Source organism: Anthropogastromicrobium aceti, assembly GCF_020687335.1.
GTDB classification, from domain to species: Bacteria; Bacillota; Clostridia; order Lachnospirales; family Lachnospiraceae; genus Anthropogastromicrobium; species Anthropogastromicrobium aceti.
The window spans coordinates 1-15,639 of the sequence record NZ_JAJEQN010000023.1; the positions used below are offsets into that span (position 1 = coordinate 1).

Annotated in this window: 12 protein-coding genes, 1 tRNA gene and 1 other annotated feature; of the genes, 12 read left to right on the plus strand and 1 reads right to left on the minus strand. The window is 44.6% G+C overall.

Annotation, left to right across the window (positions count from 1 at the left end; translation table 11 throughout):
- Positions 1-302: 302 nt before the first annotated feature.
- The 7 genes from rpmG (at position 303) to rplL (ending at position 3,727) form a co-directional block, all read left to right on the plus strand.
- Positions 303-452, plus strand: a complete 150-nt coding sequence (gene rpmG, locus LKD48_RS09565; RefSeq protein ID WP_066562058.1) for a 50S ribosomal protein L33 — start codon at positions 303-305, stop codon at positions 450-452.
- 27 nt (positions 453-479) lie between these two features.
- A complete protein-coding gene (gene secE, locus LKD48_RS09570; protein WP_308731895.1) occupies positions 480-737 on the plus strand; it encodes a preprotein translocase subunit SecE in 258 nt (85 codons plus the stop codon).
- Between the two features lie 13 nt (positions 738-750).
- Positions 751-1,275, plus strand: coding sequence for a transcription termination/antitermination protein NusG (nusG, locus tag LKD48_RS09575; protein WP_066562059.1), 525 nt, complete (start codon positions 751-753; stop codon positions 1,273-1,275).
- Positions 1,276-1,349: 74 nt separating this feature from the next.
- Entirely contained in the window at positions 1,350-1,775 is a 426-nt protein-coding gene (rplK, locus tag LKD48_RS09580) for a 50S ribosomal protein L11 (protein WP_066562064.1), read from the plus strand.
- A 57-nt stretch (positions 1,776-1,832) separates the two neighbouring features.
- Entirely contained in the window at positions 1,833-2,528 is a 696-nt protein-coding gene (gene rplA, locus LKD48_RS09585; protein WP_066562068.1) for a 50S ribosomal protein L1, read from the plus strand.
- 54 nt (positions 2,529-2,582) lie between these two features.
- Positions 2,583-2,715: a sequence feature (ribosomal protein L10 leader region), on the plus strand.
- Between the two features lie 30 nt (positions 2,716-2,745).
- On the plus strand, positions 2,746-3,234 hold the full coding sequence (gene rplJ, locus LKD48_RS09590; RefSeq protein WP_066562070.1) for a 50S ribosomal protein L10: 489 nt from the start codon (positions 2,746-2,748) through the stop codon (positions 3,232-3,234).
- A 124-nt stretch (positions 3,235-3,358) separates the two neighbouring features.
- Positions 3,359-3,727 carry a 50S ribosomal protein L7/L12 gene (gene rplL / locus LKD48_RS09595; RefSeq protein ID WP_066562072.1) on the plus strand — a complete coding sequence of 123 codons (369 nt, stop codon included), beginning with the start codon at positions 3,359-3,361 and terminating at the stop codon, positions 3,725-3,727.
- 206 nt (positions 3,728-3,933) lie between these two features.
- Here rplL and LKD48_RS09600 read toward each other — a convergent pair.
- Positions 3,934-4,007: transfer RNA gene (locus LKD48_RS09600), tRNA-Pro, on the minus strand.
- A gap of 262 nt (positions 4,008-4,269) precedes the next feature.
- On the opposite strand from LKD48_RS09600, the gene rpoB reads away from it, so the two are divergent.
- The 5 genes from rpoB (at position 4,270) to fusA (ending at position 15,573) form a co-directional block, all read left to right on the plus strand.
- On the plus strand, positions 4,270-8,169 hold the full coding sequence (rpoB, locus tag LKD48_RS09605; RefSeq protein WP_308731896.1) for a DNA-directed RNA polymerase subunit beta: 3,900 nt from the start codon (positions 4,270-4,272) through the stop codon (positions 8,167-8,169).
- A 22-nt stretch (positions 8,170-8,191) separates the two neighbouring features.
- Positions 8,192-11,968, plus strand: a complete 3,777-nt coding sequence (rpoC, locus tag LKD48_RS09610; RefSeq protein ID WP_308731897.1) for a DNA-directed RNA polymerase subunit beta' — start codon at positions 8,192-8,194, stop codon at positions 11,966-11,968.
- 273 nt (positions 11,969-12,241) lie between these two features.
- Positions 12,242-12,664, plus strand: a complete 423-nt coding sequence (gene rpsL, locus LKD48_RS09615) for a 30S ribosomal protein S12 (RefSeq protein ID WP_066562081.1) — start codon at positions 12,242-12,244, stop codon at positions 12,662-12,664.
- Between the two features lie 274 nt (positions 12,665-12,938).
- On the plus strand, positions 12,939-13,409 hold the full coding sequence (gene rpsG, locus LKD48_RS09620) for a 30S ribosomal protein S7 (protein ID WP_066562083.1): 471 nt from the start codon (positions 12,939-12,941) through the stop codon (positions 13,407-13,409).
- 46 nt (positions 13,410-13,455) lie between these two features.
- Positions 13,456-15,573: an elongation factor G gene (gene fusA, locus LKD48_RS09625; RefSeq protein WP_227100208.1), complete on the plus strand. Its 2,118-nt coding sequence runs from the start codon at positions 13,456-13,458 to the stop codon at positions 15,571-15,573.
- Positions 15,574-15,639: the final 66 nt, after the last annotated feature.

Here is a 15,639-nt window from a genome sequence, read left to right on the forward strand (position 1 = left end):
CATGGAGCTGACTGCTACTAATCGGTCGAGGGCTTGACCAAAAGGTCAGGGTAGGAAATGGTAATAGGTTTGAGATGGAAAGTTTGTGTGCAGTTTTGAAGGTACAGTGAAATATAAAGGTCGAAATTCCTTTTAAGGGGGAATTTCGGCTTTTTTTAATTTTTTGCAGTTTTTTGAAAAAAGTTCTTGACGGGGCCATTCACTTATGCTATACTACTCTAGCGTTTGGAAGGCGCAGGTCTTTTTTTTTATGCGCAAAAGACCGAAAAGTTTGCTAATTTATTACGACGGAGGTGGAGATTGTGCGAGTAAAGATCACATTGGCATGTACGGACTGCAAGCAGCGTAATTACAACATGACAAAAGATAAGAAGACACATCCAGACAGAATGGAGACAAAGAAGTACTGCAGATTCTGTAAGAAGCATACATTACACAAGGAAACCAAGTAATTGGTCTCCAGTAAGGAGTAGTTGATTATGGAAGAAACAGGAAAAAAGGCAGAAACCAAATCAAAGAAGCTGGCCAAGACAAAGAAGAAGTCTAAGCCATCCGTGAAAGAGCGCATAGTTGCGTTTTGGAAGGGTGTAAAGGCCGAGTTTCGCAAGATCATCTGGCCAAGCAAAGAATCATTAAAGAATCAGACAATTGCAGTGCTGGTTGTTTCTGTTGTACTCAGCGTGTTTATCAGGTTCTTTGATATTGCATGTCAGTATGTAGTTGAGTTTATCAGGTAAGAGAGGAATCAGAATGGAAGAGGCAAAGTGGTATGTTGTCCATACCTTTTCAGGTTATGAGAATAAGGTAAAGGTTGATATCGAAAAAACTGTCGAGAACCGGAATCTTCAAGATCAGATTCTCGAGGTTGCGATTCCCCTTCAGGAAGTGATGGAGAACAAGGATGGTCAGAAGAAGTCCTCTATGAGGAAAATCTTCCCAGCATATGTGTTGGTTCATATGATTATGAATGACGATACCTGGTATGTAATCCGCAACACCAGAGGTGTTACAGGATTTGTAGGCCCGGGATCAAAGCCGGTGCCGCTGACGGAGGAAGAGATGATTGCTCTTGCTACCTTTATGGGTACTCCGCAGGAAAAGGTGAACTTCGCAGAAGGCGACCTTATCAGTGTTATTACTGGTGCATGGCAAGGTACCGAGGCTGTGATTCGTTCTGTAGATGCTGAAAAGCAGACCGCTACAATTTTTATTGACATGTTTGGACATGAAACACCGGTTGAACTGAATTTTACCGACATTAAGAAAGTTCAGTAAAACGCCTATTTGGCGTATGGTTCTGCTGTGGGAGGGTATCCCCCGCAAATACCACATTATTAGGAGGTGCCACAATGGCAAAGAAAGTTACAGGTTATATTAAGTTACAGATTCCTGCTGCAAAGGCAACACCGGCTCCACCGGTTGGACCTGCTCTTGGACAGAAGGGTGTCAACATTGTACAGTTTACAAAGGAGTTTAACGCAAGAACTGCTGATCAGGCTGGTATGATCATTCCGGTTATCATCACTGTATACGCAGACAGAAGCTTTACCTTCGTTTGCAAGACTCCGCCGGCTGCTATTCTTATTAAGAAGGCATGCAATATTCAGACTGCTTCTGCAGCACCAAATAAGACTAAGGTTGCAACTCTTTCCAAGGCTGATCTTCAGAAGATCGCTGAGACAAAGATGCCAGACCTTAATGCAGCAAGCCTTGAGGCTGCTATGAGCATGATCGCAGGTACTGCTCGCAGTATGGGTGTTAAGGTAGAAGAGTAAGAATATCAACATTAAGTGGGAGGGATATTCCCGCAAATACCACCAGGAGGTTTTTCGATGAAAAGAGGAAAAAAGTATGTAGAGGCTGCCAAGTTGGTAGACCGCGCTACTCTTTATGATGTAAACGAAGCCGTATCTATCGTAAAGAAGGCTTCTAGTGCAAAGTTTGATGAGACAGTTGAAGCTCATATCAGAACAGGTTGTGATGGACGTCACGCAGATCAGCAGATCCGTGGTGCAGTAGTTCTTCCTCATGGAACAGGTAAGAATGTTCGCGTTCTTGTATTCGCTAAGAATGACAAGGCTGATATCGCAAAAGAGGCAGGAGCTGATTACGTTGGAGCTGAGGAGCTGATTCCGAAGATCCAGAACGAAGGATGGCTTGATTTCGACGTTGTAGTAGCTACCCCGGATATGATGGGTGTTGTTGGTCGTCTGGGTCGTGTACTTGGACCGAAGGGCTTAATGCCAAACCCGAAGGCTGGTACCGTAACTATGGACGTTGCAAAGGCTATTAAGGAAATTAAAGCTGGTAAGATTGAGTACAGACTGGATAAGAGCAACATTATTCATGTTCCGGTTGGTAAGGTTTCCTTCACCGAGGAGCAGTTAGCAGACAACTTCCAGGCGCTGATGGGCGCAGTAATCAAGGCTAGACCGAGCACTCTGAAGGGTACCTTCTTAAAGAGTGTTACCATGGCTTCTACCATGGGACCTGGCGTTAAGTTAAATACCGTTAAATTTGGTCAGTAAAAAGTACTTGACAAGTGATTGTCAGTATGATATTATTGCAATGTTTGAGGCCGCAAGGCTTTCATATATTTGCCGAAGACAGCAGGTGCCGCAAGGCATAAGGAGAAAACGCCTGCCGAGGAGAGATCTATATTAAAGATTATCTTTGCCTCTCTGTCTTTGCAGAGAGGCATTTTTCGGCCTTTTCTTAAAATTTTCAAGAAGGAGGGCACATATCATGGCTAAAGTTGAGCTGAAGCAGCCGATTGTTGAGGAAATCAAAGCATCCTTAGACGGCGCAAAGGGTGTAGTTCTGGTTGACCATCGTGGTCTTACCGTTGAGCAGGATACCGTACTGCGTAAGAGTCTGAGAGAAGCTGGTGTTACTTATAAGGTATATAAGAACACACTGGTTAAGCGTGCAATCGAGGGCACTGAGTTCGAGAGCTTAAAGGATCTGTTAGAGGGTCCATCCGCAATTGCAATCAGCAAGAGCGAGGCAACCACACCGGCAAGCATTATCTGCAAGTTTGCTAAGACAAACGATAAGCTTGAGGTTAAGGGTGGTGTTGTAGAAGGAGCCTTCTACGATGCTAAGGGTGTTGAGGTTCTGTCCACAATCCCGTCCAGAGAAGAACTTCTTGCAAAGTTCCTGGGAAGCATCCAGTCTCCGATCACCAATTTTGCTCGTGTTATCAAGCAGATCGCAGAGAAGCAGGAAGCATAATCTGGTTTATGATTGGAATTTGGCAGCTGCGTAAAACAGCTGCATGAGATGATTCAAAATGGATCATCATTCGTAAAAGCCGTAAGGCATAGTTAATAATTCTTATATTAGGAGGAAAATTATCATGACAGCAGCAGAGATTATCGAAGCTATTAAGGGTATGAGCGTTTTAGAGTTAAATGACCTTGTAAAGGCATGTGAGGAAGAGTTTGGCGTATCTGCAGCAGCAGGTGTTGTTGTAGCAGCAGCAGGCGCTGGCGCAGCAGCTGAGGAAGAGAAGACTGAGTTCGACGTAGAGCTGACTGAGGTTCCAGCAGCTTCTAAGATCAAGGTTATCAAGGTTGTTCGTGAAGTAACCGGTCTGGGTCTGAAGGAAGCTAAGGAATTAGTTGAGGCAGCTCCGAAGGTAGTTAAGGAAGCAGCAGCTAAGGCTGACGCTGAAGAGCTGAAGAAGAAGTTAGAGGAAGTTGGAGCAAAGGTTACCTTAAAGTAATTTGTGCTTAACATTAGGTTCTGGAATCCTTGAAAAACAAGGGTTTCAGAACCTTTTTTTGTTTATCTGACTGATATTTGATAGATATTTGTTTCAAAAGAGCAGGCAATTGACTTTAGAAAGACAGCTGCACATGTAAAGTGCAATAAAAAAAGACCGGTTTTTCCGGTCTGATAAAAGATAAGGTCAGATAAAATTAAATAAAATCGGGGCGACAAGACTTGAACTTGCGGCCTCATGAACCCCATTCATGCGCGCTACCAAACTGCGCTACGCCCCGACGCTCACAAGTAAAAACAATTATATCAAATAAGCAGAAGTTTGTAAAGAAAAAAGTTAAAAAAATCAAGAAAACGGCAAAAAAATAGTTGACAGTCTGCCTATGCTATGCTATAGTGATATGTGCACTATCATGGACAAAATCGCTTTCTATGCTTTCCGTATAGAAGACAATGGTGTCTGCCAATATACTTTGAGGCAGCATGCCGCGCAGATATGGATCGGATAGAGGCACAAAATATATTTATCAGGGGTGAGCAAACATGGAAAAAAACAGAATTCGACCAGTCAAATCCGGCAGAACCTTCCGTATGAGTTATTCCAAGTCCAACGAAGTTCTTGAAATTCCGAATCTGATTGCGATCCAGAAGGATTCTTACCAGTGGTTCCTTGGCGATGGACTTAAAGAGGTATTTGATGATATCTCCCCTATCGTAGATTTCAGCGGCAATCTGGAGTTGCGTTTTGGCAAATTCCGTCTGTGCCCGGATGAAATTAAGCACACAATCGAGGAATGCAAGGAACGTGATGCAACATATTCCGCACCACTTAAGGTTGAGGTCAGACTTCATAATAAGGAAACTGATACCATTAAAGAACATGAGATTTATATTGGTGATCTTCCGTTGATGACGGATACAGGCTCCTTTGTAATCAATGGAGCAGAGCGTGTTATCGTTAGCCAGCTGGTACGTTCACCTGGTATTTATTTTACTATCGACCATGATAAGACCGGAAAAGAGCTGTACTCTTCTCAGGTCATCCCGAATCGTGGAGCATGGCTTGAGTATGAGACAGACTCAAATGATATTTTCTATGTAAGAGTCGATCGTACACGTAAGATACCGGTAACTGTTCTGATCCGTGCATTAGGATGGGGCAGCAATGAGCAGATTTTAGAGATTTTTGGCGAGGAGCCAAAGCTTCTTGCAACACTTGAGAAGGATGTCAGCAATGATTACAAGAGCGGTCTTCTTGAATTATATAAGAAGATTCGTCCAGGCGAGCCGCTTTCTACCGACAGTGCTTCCAGCTTGCTGCAGGGTATGTTCTTTGATGTAAGAAGATATGATCTGGCACGTGTAGGCCGTTATAAATACAATAAGAAGCTTCATTTCCGCAATCGTCTGAATGGACATACTTTAGCAGATGATGTAGTAGATGTTTCTACAGGCGAGATTATCGCTGAGGCAGGTACGACCTGTAATCGCGCAATCGCAACAAAGATTCAGAACTCAGGTGTTCCGTACGTATATGTTGATGTAGAAGGACGCCGTGTAAAGGTTCTGTCTAACCTCATGGTAGATGCTTCTGAGTATCTTAACCTGACAGAGGAAGAGCTTGAAGCTGCTGGAATCAATGAGCTTGTTTATTATCCAGTACTGACTCAGATCTTAGAGAAGGGTCTTGAGGGTGATGAGCTGATGGCAGAGCTTCGTGCAAATAATGCAGAGCTGATTCCGAAGCACATCATGAAGGAAGATATCTTAGGTTCTATTAACTACTGCTTAAACTTAGAGTATGGCATAGGACAGGATGATGATATCGACCACTTAGGAAATCGTCGTATCCGTGCTGTAGGTGAGCTGCTTCAGAACCAGTATCGTATTGGTATGTCCCGTATGGAGCGTGTTGTAAGAGAGCGTATGTCTACAAACGATCCGTCTGATCTGACACCACAGAGCTTAATTAACATTAAGCCTGTTACTGCTGCTGTTAAGGAGTTCTTCGGAAGTTCCCAGCTGTCTCAGTTCATGGATCAGAATAACCCGCTTGCAGAGTTAACTCATAAGAGACGTCTGTCTGCGTTAGGACCTGGTGGTCTGTCAAGAGACCGTGCCGGATTCGAGGTTCGAGATGTTCACTATACTCATTATGGACGTATGTGCCCAATTGAGACTCCTGAAGGTCCTAATATCGGTTTGATTAACTCACTTGCAACATATGCAAGAGTAAATAAATATGGATTTATCGAGGCACCGTATCGTATCGTTGATAAGAGTGATGCCCAAAATCCGCGTGTAACTGACGAGGTTCGCTACTTCACAGCTGATGAAGAGGATGATTTCGTAGTAGCACAGGCAAATGAGCCATTAGATTCAGAAGGCCATTTCATGAATAAGATGGTTTCAGGTCGTTTCCGTGAGGAGACTTCTGAGTTTGAGCAGAAAAATATCGACTTGATGGACGTTTCTCCACGAATGGTATTCTCTGTCGCAACTTCCATGATTCCATTCCTGCAGAACGATGATGCGAACCGTGCACTTATGGGTTCCAACATGCAGCGTCAGGCAGTTCCGTTAATGTTAACAGAGGCTCCGGTAGTTGGTACCGGTATGGAAGATAAGGCAGCATACGATTCAGGTGTTTGCGTAGTAGCAAAGCACGCAGGTGTTGTTGAGCGTTCCTCCTCTAAGTTAATTATCGTTAAGTGTGATGATGGTACAAGAGATGAGTATCGTCTGACAAAATTCTCAAGAAGCAACCAGAGCAACTGCTACAACCAGAGACCAATCGTTTTCAAGGATGAGCGTGTTGAGGCTGGACAGGTTCTTGCAGATGGTCCGTCCACAAAGAATGGTGAGATTGCACTTGGAAAGAACCCGTTAATCGGATTTATGACCTGGGAAGGTTATAACTACGAGGATGCTGTCCTTTTAAGTGAGCGTCTTGTTCAGGAGGATGTATATACCTCCATTCATATTGAAGAATATGCAGCAGAGTCTCGTGATACAAAGCTCGGACCGGAAGAGATCACAAGAGATGTTCCTGGTGTCGGCGATGAGGCTCTCAAGGATCTTGATGACCGTGGTATCATTCGTATTGGTGCGGAAGTACGTGCCGGAGATATTCTGGTAGGTAAGGTAACACCAAAGGGTGAGACAGAGCTGACTTCTGAGGAAAGACTGCTTCGTGCAATCTTCGGTGAGAAGGCAAGAGAAGTTCGTGATACATCATTGAAGCTTCCACACGGTGCATATGGTATTGTTGTTGATACAAAGGTATTTAACCGTCAGAATAGTGATGAGCTGGCTCCTGGTGTAAATCAGGTAGTACGCATCTATATCGCACAGAAGAGAAAGATCTCTGTCGGCGATAAGATGGCAGGTCGTCACGGAAACAAAGGTGTTGTCTCCAGAGTTCTTCCTGTAGAAGATATGCCGTTCCTTCCAAATGGACGTCCTCTGGATATCGTATTAAACCCGTTGGGCGTACCTTCTCGTATGAACATCGGACAGGTGCTGGAGACTCATTTGAGCCTTGCTTCAAAAGCACTTGGATTTAATATTTCTACACCAGTATTTGATGGCGCAAGCGAGAGTGATATCCTTGATACTCTTGATCTGGCAAATGATTATGTTAACATGGAGTGGGATGAATTCTACGAGAAATATAAGGATTCCCTGCGTGAAGATGTTATGGATTACCTTGGCACTCATCTGGAGCACAGAGAGCTGTGGAAGGGTGTTCCGATTCGCCGTGATGGTAAGGTAAGACTGCGTGACGGCCGTACCGGTGAGTATTTCGATAGCCCGGTAACAATTGGACACATGCACTACTTAAAGCTGCATCATCTGGTAGATGATAAGATCCATGCACGTTCAACAGGTCCTTACTCACTTGTTACCCAGCAGCCTCTTGGTGGTAAGGCACAGTTTGGTGGACAGCGTTTCGGAGAGATGGAGGTTTGGGCTCTCGAGGCGTATGGTGCCGCTTATACACTGCAGGAGATTCTGACTGTTAAGTCTGATGATGTTGTAGGACGTGTAAAGACATATGAGGCAATTATCAAGGGCGAGAATATTCCAGAGCCAGGTGTACCGGAGTCCTTTAAGGTACTTCTTAAGGAATTACAGGCACTGGCACTTGATGTACGCGTACTGGATGCAGATAATAATGAAGTAGAAATTAAGGAAAGCACAGAGTATGGCAATACTGACTTCAGAAGTATTATGGAAGACGGTGGAAAGCGCCATTATTCTGAGGAAGAGTTCCAGAGAAACGGTTCTACCATTCAGGAAGTAAAGGATGGAGAGATTGCAGACGTTGATATGGATGCTTCCAATGCAGATGATTTTGATAAAGATGATATGGACGGGTCATTTGGGTCTGATGGATTTGATACAGATGATTTTGATGATTTAGGAGACTCAGATAACTAAGAGCCAGAAGGGAGAACCATTTATGCCGGAAAATAAAACCGATGGAGGACAGTCAATTGCTTTTGAGTCCATTAAGATTGGTCTTGCTTCCCCTGAGAAGATCAGAGAGTGGTCAAGAGGCGCTGTCACAAAGGCTGAAACAATTAACTACAGAACGCTGAAGCCGGAACCGGATGGCTTATTCTGTGAGCGTATTTTCGGACCGCAGAAGGACTGGGAGTGTCACTGCGGAAAGTATAAGAAGATTCGTTACAAGGATATGATTTGTGATCGTTGTGGTGTTGAGGTTACAAAGTCCAGTGTCCGCCGTGAGCGTATGGGACATATCGAGCTGGCAGCTCCGGTTTCCCATATCTGGTATTTCAAGGGTATTCCGAGCCGTATGGGCCTGATCCTTGATATTTCACCAAGAAATCTTGATAAGATTTTATATTTTGCATCCTATGTCGTTCTTGACAGGGGTGAGTCTGATCTGAATTATAAGCAGGTACTCTCAGAGAGAGAGTACCGCGATGCAATCGAGCAGTACGGCTATGGCAAGTTCCGTGTAGGAATGGGTGCCGAGGCAATTCAGGAGCTGTTAAAGGCAATTGACCTTGAGAAGGATTCTGAGGAACTTCGCGCAGAGCTTAAGGATGCATCAGGCCAGAAGCGTGCTCGTATCATCAAGAGATTAGAGGTTGTTGAGGCATTCCGTAATTCTGGAAATCGTCCTGAGTGGATGATTCTTGATGCTATCCCGGTTATGCCGCCGGATCTTCGTCCTATGGTTCAGCTGGATGGAGGAAGATTTGCAACATCTGATTTGAATGATCTGTATCGTCGTATTATTAATAGAAATAACCGTCTGGAAAGACTGCTTGAGTTAGGCGCTCCGGACATCATCGTGCGCAACGAGAAGCGTATGCTTCAGGAGGCAGTTGATGCCCTGATCGATAACGGTCGTCGTGGACGTGCCGTAACAGGACCTGGAAATCGTAACTTAAAGTCTCTTTCTGATATGTTAAAGGGTAAGCAGGGACGTTTCCGTCAGAACCTGTTAGGTAAGCGTGTTGACTATTCTGGTCGTTCCGTTATCGTCGTAGGACCAGAGTTAAAGATTTATCAGTGTGGTCTTCCGAAGGAGATGGCAATCGAGCTGTTCAAGCCTTTCGTTATGAAGGAGCTTGTTGAGAACGGTTCTGCTCACAATATCAAGAGTGCAAAGAAGATGGTAGAGCGTCTTGAGACAAAGGTTTGGGATGTGCTTGAGAACGTAATTAAAGAGCATCCTGTTATGTTAAACCGTGCACCTACACTTCACAGACTTGGTATTCAGGCATTCGAGCCAATCCTTGTTGAAGGTAAGGCAATTAAGCTTCATCCGCTTGTTTGTACCGCATTCAACGCCGACTTCGATGGAGACCAGATGGCTGTCCATCTGCCGCTGTCCTTAGAGGCACAGGCAGAGTGCCGTTTCATGCTGCTGTCCCCGAACAACCTGTTAAAGCCGTCTGATGGAGGTCCTGTAGCAGTTCCTTCTCAGGATATGGTCCTTGGTATTTATTACCTGACTCAGGAAAGACCAGGTGCAAAGGGCGAGGGCATGTGCTTTAAGAGTATGGATGAGGCACTGCTTGCATATGAGAATGGCTGCATTACATTCCACAGCAGAATCAAGATTCGTGTAAGAAAGACAATGGCAGATGGCACTGTTCTTCAGGATACACTTGATACTACACTTGGAAGAAGTATGTTTAATGAAATCCTTCCACAGGATTTAGGATATGTAGACAGAAGCATTCCAGAGAACGCATTAAAGCTTGAGGTTGACTTCCATGTCGGCAAGAAGCAGTTAAAGCAGATTCTGGAGAAGGTTATCAATACACACGGAGCAACAAAGACTGCTGAAGTTCTTGACTCCATTAAGGCAATGGGTTACAAGTACTCAACAAGAGCAGCTATGACCGTATCCATATCTGATATGACAGTTCCGCCGCAGAAGCCAGAGATGATTAAGAAGGCTCAGGCAACTGTTGACCAGATTGCAAAGCACTACAAGATGGGTTGGATCACCGATGAGGAGCGTTACAACCAGGTTATCAAGACTTGGGAAGCAACTGATAAGGAGCTGACAAAGGCACTTCTTGATGGTCTTGATAAGTACAACAACATCTTCATGATGGCTGACTCTGGTGCCCGTGGTTCTGATAAGCAGATCAAGCAGCTGGCTGGTATGCGTGGACTTATGGCAAACACAACTGGTAAGGCAATCGAACTTCCTATTAAATCAAACTTCCGTGAAGGTCTTGACGTATTGGAGTACTTCATTTCCGCTCATGGTGCAAGAAAGGGTATGTCCGATACCGCACTTCGTACCGCTGACTCTGGTTACTTGACAAGACGTCTTGTTGATGTATCTCAGCAGCTTATGGTTCGTGAGATGGATTGTTGTGAAGGAAAGAACATTCCATATATGGAAATCGGTTCCTTTATGAATGGTCAGGAAGTTGTTGAGCAGCTTCAGGAGCGTATGACCGGCAGATTTATCGCAGAGACAATTGTTGATCCTGATACAGGAGAAGAAATTATTCACGAAAACTGCATGGTAACACCAAAGCGTGCTGCAAAGATTATGAATGCACTTGAGCGCATGGGCAGACATACAGTAAAGATCCGTACTGTTCTTAGCTGCCGTTCCCATGTGGGAATTTGTGCAAAGTGTTATGGTTCTAACCTGGCAACAGGACAGGCTGTACAGATCGGTGAGGCTGTTGGTATTATCGCAGCTCAGTCTATCGGTGAGCCTGGTACACAGCTGACCATGAGAACCTTCCATAGTGGTGGTGTTGCCGGCGGCGATATCACACAGGGTCTTCCTCGTGTCGAGGAGCTTTTCGAGGCACGTAAGCCAAAGGGTGTTGCAATCGTAACTGAGATTGGCGGTATTGCTACTGTTAAGGATGTCAAGAAGAAGAGAGAGATTATCGTAACAAATCCGGAGAGCGGAGAGTCAAAGACTTATATGATCCCATATGATGCAAGAATCCGTCCGATCGACGGCAAGGTAATAAATGCCGGTGATCCTCTGACAGAAGGTAGCATCAACCCGCATGATATCCTGCGTATTCAGGGTGTTCGTGCCGTACAGGATTACATGCTTCAGGAAGTTCAGCGTGTATATCGTCTGCAGGGTGTTGAGATCAACGATAAGCATATCGAAGTAATTGTTCGTCAGATGTTAAAGAAGATCCGTATCGAGAGAAGCGGAGATGCCGATGTTCTTCCAGGAGTATCTATGGATGTTCTTGATTTTGACGATATGAACGAGAAGCTTGTCGAGGAAGGTAAGGAGCCAGCAGAAGGAAAGCAGATTATGCTTGGTATCACAAAGGCATCTCTTGCAACAAACTCCTTCCTGTCAGCAGCATCCTTCCAGGAGACTACAAAGGCTCTGACCGATGCAGCTATCAATGGCAAGGTTGACCCGCTGCTTGGTATGAAGGAAAATGTTATCATCGGTAAGCTGCTTCCAGTAGGTACTGGTATGAAGCGTTATCGCAATCTGGAACTCAATACAGATTATCAGCAGTCTGATATTGTTGATTTCTCTGATGATGAGACTGAGACTGCAGGTGATGATACTATCGAGCTTTCTGAGGATTTTGATGAGTCTGATGATGCAGACGAGGCTGTAAAGGCAGCTGAGGAAGCATTTGCAGATGATGATGATGATACAGATGCAGATATAGACACAGATGATTTCGATGAGGAATATTTAAAGGCATTTTCTAAATCAGATGATTCTGATGCAAAATAAAATATAAAAAAAGCTGTTCCGGTGGCAATGCTGTCGGGGCAGCTTTTTTAGATAAGCCAATATTGCACCGAAGAGCTTTCGTAACATGACGCATGAACATTAACAAAAATGTTGATAAAAATGTGTAAAAACTTGAATTTCCTATTGACAGAAAAATATAAAGGATATATAATTTAAAGGCATGTGGCCTTGGAAGCAAAATGCTGTCCAACAACCGGGCTTGCATGATTCATTACATTATAATGTTTTTAATTTCCGCAGGAGGTGAAACGGATGCCTACATTTAATCAGTTAGTTAGAAAAGGAAGACAGACTCTGCAGAAGAAGTCTACTGCTCCGGCACTTCAGAAGGGATATAACTCCTTAAAGAAGAAGTCTACCGACAAGAGTGCTCCGCAGAAGAGAGGTGTTTGTACTGCAGTTAAGACAGCTACTCCTAAGAAGCCGAACTCAGCTCTTAGAAAGATCGCCAGAGTACGTCTTTCCAATGGAATCGAAGTAACAAGCTACATCCCAGGTGAGGGACATAACCTTCAGGAGCATAGCGTAGTTCTGATCCGTGGCGGCCGTGTTAAGGACTTACCAGGTACCAGATACCATATCGTAAGAGGAACCCTTGATACAGCAGGTGTTGCTAAGAGACGCCAGGCTCGTTCTAAGTACGGTGCTAAGAGACCGAAGGACGCTAAGAAATAATTTTAATTAAAACTAAATAAAACGCATTTTAATTAAGAAGAGATTCTTGCGCAAAACAAGTAAGTAAGTGTACCACTTTTTTTGATTAGTGCCGGCATTCGAACAATACCTTCCTGGCGGTTGCAGGAGATAGAAAGGTACAGCCAAGTGTGCGTCGAGGACGCTGCTTGTGTTGGAGAAACAAGAACCGAGCGCGAACACAAAGATGGATGTGAGTACCGATGAGATAACTGAGAGGCGAAAGCCTCGTATTGTAGTTAAGGAGGGAAGTATCGTGCCACGTAAAGGACATACTCAGAAGAGAGACGTATTAGCAGATCCGTTATACAACAATAAGGTTGTTACCAAGCTGATCAACAACATTATGTTAGACGGTAAGAAGGGTGTTGCCCAGAAGATCGTTTATGGCGCTTTCAACAAGGTTGAGGAAAAGACCGGAAAGCCAGCTGTAGAAGTTTTCGAAGAGGCAATGAACAATGTAATGCCAGTTCTCGAGGTTAAGGCTAAGAGAATCGGTGGAGCAACTTATCAGGTTCCGATCGAGGTTAAGCCAGAAAGAAGACAGGCTCTTGCTCTTCGTTGGTTAACCATGTTCTCCCGTAAGAGAGGCGAGAAGACCATGGAAGATAAGCTTGCAAACGAGATCATGGATGCAGCAAATGGAACAGGTTCCGCTGTAAAGAGAAAGGAAGATATGCACAAGATGGCAGATGCAAACAAGGCATTTGCTCACTATCGTTTCTAATAGTTGCATTATCTGATATTTACAGCAAGTTAAGGAGGAAAAAATCTTGGCTGGAAGAGAATATCCATTGGAGAGAACCAGAAATATTGGAATTATGGCTCATATCGATGCAGGTAAGACTACTCTGACTGAGCGTATTCTGTATTATACTGGAGTTAATTATAAGATTGGTGATACCCATGAGGGTACTGCTACCATGGACTGGATGGCTCAGGAGCAGGAGAGAGGTATCACAATCACATCTGCAGCTACTACATGTCACTGGACACTGGAAGAAAACTGCAAGCCGAAGCCAGGTGCTCTGGAGCATCGTATCAACATCATTGATACCCCAGGACACGTTGACTTTACTGTAGAGGTTGAGCGTTCCCTTCGTGTACTTGATGGCGCCGTTGGCGTTTTCTGTGCAAAGGGTGGTGTTGAGCCTCAGTCCGAGAACGTATGGCGTCAGGCTGATACCTATAACGTACCGAGAATGGCATTCATCAATAAGATGGATATCCTTGGTGCAAACTTCTACGGTGCTGTTGAGCAGATCCGTACCAGATTAGGTAAGAACGCAATCGTTCTTCAGCTTCCAATCGGTAAGGAAGATGATTTCCAGGGAATCATCGACCTGTTCGAGATGAAAGCTTATATTTACAATGATGATAAGGGTAATGATATCACCATCTGCGATATTCCGGAAGATATGAAGGAGCAGGCAGAGGAGTATCATACCGAGTTGATCGAGAAGATCTGTGAGCTTGATGATGACCTGATGATGCAGTATCTTGAGGGTGAAGAGATCGCAGTTGCTGATCTGAAGGCTGCTCTTCGTAAAGGCTGCTGCAATTGTACCGCTATTCCGGTATGCTGTGGTAGTGCTTATCGTAACAAGGGTGTTCAGAAGCTTCTGGATGCAATCATCGAGTATATGCCAGCTCCAACCGACATCCCGTCAATCAAGGGTGTTGATATGGACGGAAACGAAGTTGTAAGACATTCTTCTGATGAAGAGCCATTTGCAGCTCTGGCATTCAAGATCATGGCTGACCCATTTGTTGGTAAGTTAGCTTACTTCAGAGTTTACTCCGGTACTCTGAACTCCGGTTCCTATGTATACAATGCTACAAAGGATAAGAAGGAGCGTGTAGGCCGTATTCTTCAGATGCACGCTAATAAGCGTATGGAGCTTGATAAGGTTTATTCCGGAGATATCGCAGCAGCTGTTGGTTTCAAGATCACAACTACTGGTGATACAATCTGTGATGAGCAGCATCCAGTAATCCTTGAGTCTATGGAGTTCCCAGAGCCAGTTATCGAGTTGGCTATCGAGCCGAAGACTAAGGCTGGACAGCAGAAGATGGGCGAGGCTCTTGCAAAGTTGGCTGAGGAGGATCCGACCTTCCGTCAGCACACTGATCAGGAAACTGGACAGACCATCATCGCTGGTATGGGTGAGCTTCATCTGGAGATCATTGTTGACCGTCTGCTTCGTGAGTTCAAGGTTGAGGCAAACGTTGGTGCACCTCAGGTTGCTTACAAGGAAGCAATCACTAAGGCTGTTGATGTAGATAGCAAGTATGCTAAGCAGTCTGGTGGTCGTGGACAGTACGGTCATTGTAAGGTACACTTCACACCAATGGATTACAACGGAGAAGAACTGTTCCAGTTCAAGTCTTCTGTTGTTGGTGGTGCTATTCCGAAGGAATACATCCCGGCTGTTGGCGAAGGTATCGAAGAGGCTACTAAGAGCGGTATCCTTGGCGGTTACCCGGTTATCGGTGTATGCGCTGATGTATACGACGGTTCTTATCATGAAGTCGATTCTTCTGAAATGGCATTCCACATTGCTGGTTCTATGGCATTCAAGGAAGCTATGCAGAAGGCATCCCCAGTCCTTCTTGAGCCTATCATGAAGGTTGAGGTTACTATGCCTGAGGAATACATGGGTGACGTTATCGGTGATATCAACTCCCGTCGTGGCCGTATCGAGGGTATGGATGACCTGGGCGGTGGAAAGATCGTTAGAGGTTATGTTCCGCTGGCTGAGATGTTCGGCTATTCCACAGACCTGCGTTCTAAGACTCAGGGTCGTGGTAACTACTCTATGTTCTTTGAGAAGTATGAGCCAGTTCCGAAGAATGTTCAGGAGAAGGTTCTAAGCGCAAAGAACAAATAAACAAAATCATAATGCTGTGCAGCTTGTCTGCACGGCATATAATGATAAAATTTTTATTATTTCCTA